This window comes from Psychrobacter sp. AOP5-GZ1-6, from assembly GCF_052376345.1.
Lineage (GTDB): Bacteria > Pseudomonadota > Gammaproteobacteria > Pseudomonadales > Moraxellaceae > Psychrobacter.
Genome location: NZ_JBQSVP010000159.1, coordinates 1 through 6,389, shown reverse-complemented (window position 1 = coordinate 6,389; position 6,389 = coordinate 1). Strand labels below are relative to the sequence as shown.

The following is a 6,389-nucleotide window of genomic DNA, read 5'->3' as shown; positions in this document are numbered from 1 at the left end:
ACCACTGGCTCTAAAATCATTCGTGATCTGATGAGCTCTGCCTCTGTATCCGCTTTGCTAACTTGTGGTGCCACTAACTCAGAAATATTGCTTCCAAGTGCCGAGATACCTTGATCTTGGTCATCAAGTTGCAACAAGGCATCCGCTTGAAATGTCGGGTTTACATAGCGGCTATACAGCACGCCAATCGTCAAACCCAGTAGCGCAAAAATAACGATCATTTTCCAGCCACGTAATAACACCCAAAGCAAGGCTAATAAGTCAATCTCATCGTTATCTCGATCGCTGACAGATTCTGAGGATTTTTGTGACTCTTTACTCATACACTCGCTACTCAACTAATTTTGTCAGCCCACAGCTCAAGGCTACTAATAATATTTTTTCTGGCAGTCTCGAATGCTGACACATCGTGACCATAAGGGTCTTCAATATCTTTATCTAGCCAATGACCAATTTTGAAGACTTTACCGCGGCAATGTGGCCACTGCGATTCTATCCACTTGGTTTCGTTGGTTGACATAGTCAGAATGAGATCTGCCGCTATTGTCATTTCTTGATTGATCTGTTTAGCAATATGCTTACTTATATCTGTATGATGCGTTGCCATCAGCTCCACAGCTTTTGGATCAGCAGAATGACCAATAACTGCCGATACTCCTGCAGAGTCAATGTGCTTATTTGGGTACTGCTCACTCATGATGGCCGCTGCTATGGGGCTACGGCAAATATTACCCACACAAACCACTAAAATATTGTCAAATGCCATAATATATCGCTTTGCTTATAACCCTGAAATAACATTGATTGCAGAGGTAGAAGGTAATAACGCGCTGATGACTCGGTTCCAGCGTGCCAGACCTGTTGGATCAACATACAAAATATCATTGGGTTGCATATCAAAGCGGTTGGCGAGCGCAAAGCTAGTAATAGTCTGCATATCAACATAATAAATATTGGTGCGCTGATAATCAGGATTGTCACGAACGATATATATCTTAGCTGCGTTCGCGGTATTAGAATCAAGCCCTCTTGACTCGCCTAATGCATGAGCCAAACTCAATCCTTGCTCAGGAATATCTACAGGCTCAACTTTTCCAAACTCGCCCAATACGTAAACCTTATTACGGCTTTGGCTATTCACATGAACTGAGTCGCCATCTCGCAAATAGATTTGGTTTCCTGATGACCCAACCTCTCGCAATGACTGCAAGCCAATGTTGTAACTCTTGCCTTTACGGTTCAATACGATACTGTTTGAATCACCTGTAGCTGTCGCACCGCCTGCCATAGAAATCGCGCCATATAACGAAACAGGCGTATCCGCAATAACAAACTCACCTGGTTGGTTGACCTCACCATCAATAAAGAACTTATTGCCACGATAGTTAACGACCTTCACCTGAGGGTCTGGATATTTTAAATAGCGTTGCAGTTGTCCTCGTAAATTTGCCGTAAACTGAGGCACGCTTATACCGCTAGCCTTAATACGTCCAATAAGAGGAAACTGGATAAATCCTTGTTGATCTACAGGAAACCCTGAAGCATAAGGGTTGCTAGTATTGCTAACACCTGATGGCGTTAGATCTGGATAATCAACCAAATTAATATTTAAAACATCACCTTGGGCGATACGATAGTCGACTCGACCCGATGTCTGAATCAATTGATAAATATCATTATTAATTTTGGGCGCTTGCTTGACTGGTAAAGTCGCTAAATTCAAAGGCTGTATATTAAACTGCAAACCATTTTCTGCTGTAAAATCACCTACAGGTGGTAAATCTCCAGATTTAAGTCCACCACTTACCGTCGTAGCACAACCTGATACAAGACCAAAGACTATGACTAATAGTGAACAAACAATTTTGGAGGAGTGATGCATAATAACGACCTTATCAGTCTCTATAATAGCTAAGAAATATTCAGCTGTTTACTACGATTACATGGTAAAGATACTATAAAGTAACGGCTTACCTACTAACATAAGCGCCTGATATTTAGGCACTATCATTTATAAATATCTCAGATATATTTGATATATGGAGCACTCAAATATATGATCTAACAATCATTAATAGTGCGCTTGTTCGTTTTTTTGAGAGATAAAATAACAATACTATTATCCGCTTAAGTGAATATAATAACAAGACAAAAGTTTTATGACAATCAATGATTTATTATTAATATGTATATTAAATTGTATTGTTGTTTTTTATAAATATAATAAAAGCAGTTATTCGAAGTTATCACTTACTATCTATCTGAAATATATGTCAATGAAATACAATCAAGCATAATATAGTCGCACCTAACTCTATAATTTCTATATAAATATTCCGTACGCAACCCATCATAATAATTTGTAACTCTGCTGATAAGTAGTGCTAAATAGCGTATAATACTCAATCCAATTTTTTACATTGAGAAATGTAAACCCACCGACTCCAGGAAATCATTATGAAAGACGAAAAACTACAAAAAGCCCTTGCCCGTATGGGGCTTGGTTCACGCCGTCAAATGGAAGAAGTTATCAAAGCCGGTCGCGTCACTGTGAATAACGGTCCAGCAACCATTGGTGATCGTGTCGAGCAAGGCGATGAGATTCGTGTTGATGGTCGTCAGATCAAATACACCTCTGAAAACGAAAAGCGTCGCCGTGTTATCGCTTATTATAAGCCTGAAGGCGAAGTCTGTTCTGCCAAAGATCCAGAAGGCCGTCCAACCGTTTTTGAACGTTTGCCAAAGCTAACCCATGATCGCTGGGTCATGGTTGGACGCTTGGACATTAATTCAACTGGCCTATTATTATTTACCAATGATGGTGAAATGGCGCATCGCTTGATGCACCCATCTAGTGAAGTCACTCGTGAATATGCCGTACGTGTATTGGGTGAAGTGACGCCTGATATCGCCCGCACACTGACTGCTGGCGTCATGCTAGAAGATGGTGTAGCACAGTTTGAAGACATCAAAGAAGGTGGTGGTGAAGGTGTCAATAAGTGGTATCACGTCCAGCTAAAAGAAGGGCGTAACCGTGAAGTACGTCGCTTATTTGAGTCACAAGGCCTAAAAGTAAGCCGTCTACTACGCACCCGCTATGGTACGATTGCTCTGCCAAAAGAGCTGCGTACCGGTCGTTTCTTAGAACTGGATAGAAAAGACATCAATACCTTGACAGACTTAGTAAGCTTGCGCCCACGTTATGGTACTGGTCTGCATGGTGCGGCTAAAGAGAAGCAAGAACGTATCAGAAGCAAGCCGCTTAAAGCGCGTCGCACTACTGATAGTCGTAGCGACAATCGCAAAAGCAGTGCAAAACCTAAAAGCAGTGCTAGTCCTGCCAGCCGTGGTACACGTAATACCCGTGATCGCAACAATAAACGCTAAGTAATCATTATGTTGAGACTCTTATCGTTTTAAAGCTATATGTTTAAAGTGACACACAAGAAAGCAGCCAATGATTATTCATCATTGGCTGCTTTCTTGTGTGTATTTTATAGTAAGAGATGATAAGCCTGACGACGTAGGCTTAGCTATCGTGACTGTCAATATACTTTTTCATAGCTCGTAATTCTTGCAGCTGCTGTGTGTCTACTTGCGCCAATAACTGATCCAAACGTTGCTCAATATTATTGAAAACACTCTCTAATAGCTGATTGGCTTCCACTTTTTTTTCACTACTCATCACATTATCAGTGCTTTTATTCATAGTAACTAGCTGGTGATGGCTAGCAAGCATTTCAGGCAGCCGAGTGTACAACATCTTATTCAGTACAAACTGCTGTTCTGTTACCACAGATCCTTTATGCTGATCTTGTCGTGTTTTTTGATAAGATTGATAGCTATTAACTTTTTCATCGATACATTTTAGTTGGCGCAGTTGCTGCTCTGACAAGTTTTGCAAATATTTTTTATTTAAATTTAGTTGCTGCCAGCTTAATTTAGATAATGACAGTGGCGCAGCATCATTCTGATAAACAAGCACTCCAGGGGTAATACCGACTGCTTTATGGAAAGCCTGCCAACCTTTTTTCCCCAAGTAAAAAGCGGTGACCGTCGTAACGATTGCAGCCCCGATTAAGATACTCATATACACTCACTATTTCTTATTTATAACACTCTCATTTATCCTATTAGGCTCTCGCATGAATACTACGTCATTCACAAGGTGATGTCCTTGGCTTTAGCGCTACTAGAAGACTTAGTAGTAGGTGCTTCAATAGTAGATATGCTGCTATCAGCAGTCTTATAGCCGTTGATGACTGAATCAGGAGCTGGATTATCAAAGCGTTTTTGTAGATAGCGGTTGGTTGCTAATAGCTTTTGACCATCTTGATGATATGAGGCATTAAGTAAATCATCAAACTGAGTATCAACTGTCTCAAGCACCTCTAGCAGCGCCTCTTTCCCTGTAACATTAGAATGCTTAATTTTAGTCGTGTCAGCGATTCCGTTGTCTATATCATGTAAACGGCGATAATCAGCCACAGCAAGTGGTACATGCCTATCCATTAAGTTTTGAATCATGATATAGGTTTCACTGATAGTATCTTTATCGTCAATTTTTCCATCATTATTGGTATCGCCATAAATGACACGCAGCTTCTCACCTTTTTCATTGATTTTAGTGAGTGCCGTTCTAACTTCCACTGGCAAGCTTTTTTCGGGAATATAGCCCAACTGCGGCATGGCCTCATACGCTAGCATCTTAGGAGCAGTGACTTTTTTGATGGTACGATATCCTAGATATAACCCAGCTATAGGTAACAGTCCATACAAAACAAATGCAAAGAGCATTGCAGTAACTTGGGTCATTAGACAGTCCTCATTATTTAACAGAATTTCTTGGCAATTTTATTGTTATTTGTGCTTTAAGGCGTACCACCAATTAGATTGTAAAGCTTAAAATTTGAAAAATCGTAGATAAATAAGGAAAAATTTGCCGTTGATATGAACGTATTGGCAAAATTTAACCATTTTAAAACCACTAAATGTGCTAGTTGATAACATGCCCTAGCCTATTAAAAATAAGACTCTATCAAAACCTTACTTAGCTATATGAGATCAATTAATCTCAAAATATATCTCAATCTCATGAAGATAAAAGGCGTACTTTCACAAACGCTAGACGCGTTTTGATCATTGATTAACTTTGTGTACGGCTTTTGACATAACGATGCGTAGAGGCTAGACGGTTCATCACCGTTTGGTGTAGCTCATCTAACAGCTCGTCAAGCTCGTAATCAATCTCTAAAAACAAATCAGTTAACATGCCACCGGCGGTCATCTTGCCTTGTAATGTGTTGTTTTTGGTGCGATGCGGGCTGAACCGCTGCAATTGCTCATAATGATGTAATGCTTCTGGAATACTTTCCGACACCAGCTTGTCGATGACGAACTGACGCTCATTATGCTGCTGTTGCTGCGCCTCATTAAGTTCACTACTCCATTCACGGTAGCGCTTTAACTTACCGTTGATTCGGTCTAGTATCGCGACAGCCTCAATCGGCATGGCATTTAGGGTGGCCTCGTCGACCACGTCAATAAGCTCAGTCATAATCGGACAGCGTCCATGTTTGAGATACCATAAGGTATCTGGGTCAAAAGGAGGTCTATTGGTTGGGCGCATTTGAGCACGATTGGACAGGTATCTATCGGTCAAAGGCGTGGGGGTTCGGATATCACTCACTTGCGCCAATGCATCACAAATACGGTTGGCACGCTCGGGCGGCGTCAGCGGAGAAGACTTATGGTTAGTTTGCTCGCCTCCATCAACACTTCCATCATCAGCATTGTTAGTACCAACACTATCAATATTAGCGGCCTCTAATTCTATTTCTTGACTGGCGCCCAATTCCTGAGCGTTCTTGGCCGCTTGTGTTGGCAGGTCATCGGATTCTTGTCCAAATGACTGGAATATTCTCGTCAAACTTACTACCATGACCTACCTTGCCTCTTATCCCACGCACTCACATTGTGCTCGTATTGCATATATTGATTCAATAACGTATCTTAACAGCTTTTTTTGGCACTGCCAGTAAGCAAAGTGTCAATATTCCTATGCCTTAAACACATCTATTCTCTGAATGATGAGCCCATTATGATGAATGTGACCGATTATACCTCTGGCTTTTTACTTGGACTATCGCTTATCTTAGCGATTGGCTCACAAAATGCCTTTGTACTGAAGCAAGGTATCAAACGTGAACACATATTTTTTATCTGCCTATTCTGTGCCGTCAGCGATGCACTATTAATCTCAGCAGGTGTTGCTGGATTTGGCGCGGTGACAGCTCGTTATCCACATGCTGTAGATATCGCCAGATTCGCAGGTGCGCTGTTTTTGCTGGTTTACGGGCTACAAAGTTTGTACGCCAGTATTCGACACT

The 6,389-nt window shown here is 41.1% G+C and carries 8 protein-coding genes; 2 read left to right on the top strand and 6 right to left on the bottom strand.

The window, feature by feature from the left end:
- The 3 genes from ACT3RN_RS13940 to ACT3RN_RS13930 all read right to left on the bottom strand — a co-directional run.
- Positions 1 to 323 (bottom strand): Wzz/FepE/Etk N-terminal domain-containing protein (locus ACT3RN_RS13940; RefSeq protein ID WP_444518727.1); only part of this gene is annotated, 323 nt, incomplete at its 3' end.
- 11 nt (positions 324 to 334) lie between these two features.
- On the bottom strand, positions 335 to 766 hold the full coding sequence (locus ACT3RN_RS13935; RefSeq protein WP_192520271.1) for a low molecular weight protein-tyrosine-phosphatase: 432 nt from the start codon (positions 764 to 766) through the stop codon (positions 335 to 337).
- A 15-nt stretch (positions 767 to 781) separates the two neighbouring features.
- Positions 782 to 1,882, bottom strand: a complete 1,101-nt coding sequence (locus ACT3RN_RS13930) for a polysaccharide biosynthesis/export family protein (RefSeq protein ID WP_225739275.1) — start codon at positions 1,880 to 1,882, stop codon at positions 782 to 784.
- Positions 1,883 to 2,457: 575 nt separating this feature from the next.
- Here ACT3RN_RS13930 and rluB point away from each other — a divergent pair.
- The gene (rluB, locus tag ACT3RN_RS13925) at positions 2,458 to 3,387 is read left to right on the top strand and encodes a 23S rRNA pseudouridine(2605) synthase RluB (RefSeq protein ID WP_192520272.1); all 930 of its coding nucleotides are present in this window, start codon (positions 2,458 to 2,460) and stop codon (positions 3,385 to 3,387) included.
- A gap of 142 nt (positions 3,388 to 3,529) precedes the next feature.
- Here rluB and ACT3RN_RS13920 read toward each other — a convergent pair whose 3' ends face one another.
- The 3 genes from ACT3RN_RS13920 to ACT3RN_RS13910 all read right to left on the bottom strand — a co-directional run bounded on the left by ACT3RN_RS13920 (position 3,530) and on the right by ACT3RN_RS13910 (position 5,929).
- Positions 3,530 to 4,090: a hypothetical protein gene (locus ACT3RN_RS13920; RefSeq protein WP_192520273.1), complete on the bottom strand. Its 561-nt coding sequence runs from the start codon at positions 4,088 to 4,090 to the stop codon at positions 3,530 to 3,532.
- 71 nt (positions 4,091 to 4,161) lie between these two features.
- Positions 4,162 to 4,815, bottom strand: coding sequence for a hypothetical protein (locus tag ACT3RN_RS13915; protein WP_192520274.1), 654 nt, complete (start codon positions 4,813 to 4,815; stop codon positions 4,162 to 4,164).
- Between the two features lie 331 nt (positions 4,816 to 5,146).
- Entirely contained in the window at positions 5,147 to 5,929 is a 783-nt protein-coding gene (locus ACT3RN_RS13910; protein ID WP_225739276.1) for a hypothetical protein, read from the bottom strand.
- A 171-nt stretch (positions 5,930 to 6,100) separates the two neighbouring features.
- On the opposite strand from ACT3RN_RS13910, the gene ACT3RN_RS13905 reads away from it, so the two are divergent.
- Positions 6,101 to 6,389 (top strand): LysE/ArgO family amino acid transporter (locus tag ACT3RN_RS13905; RefSeq protein WP_444518726.1); only part of this gene is annotated, 289 nt, incomplete at its 3' end.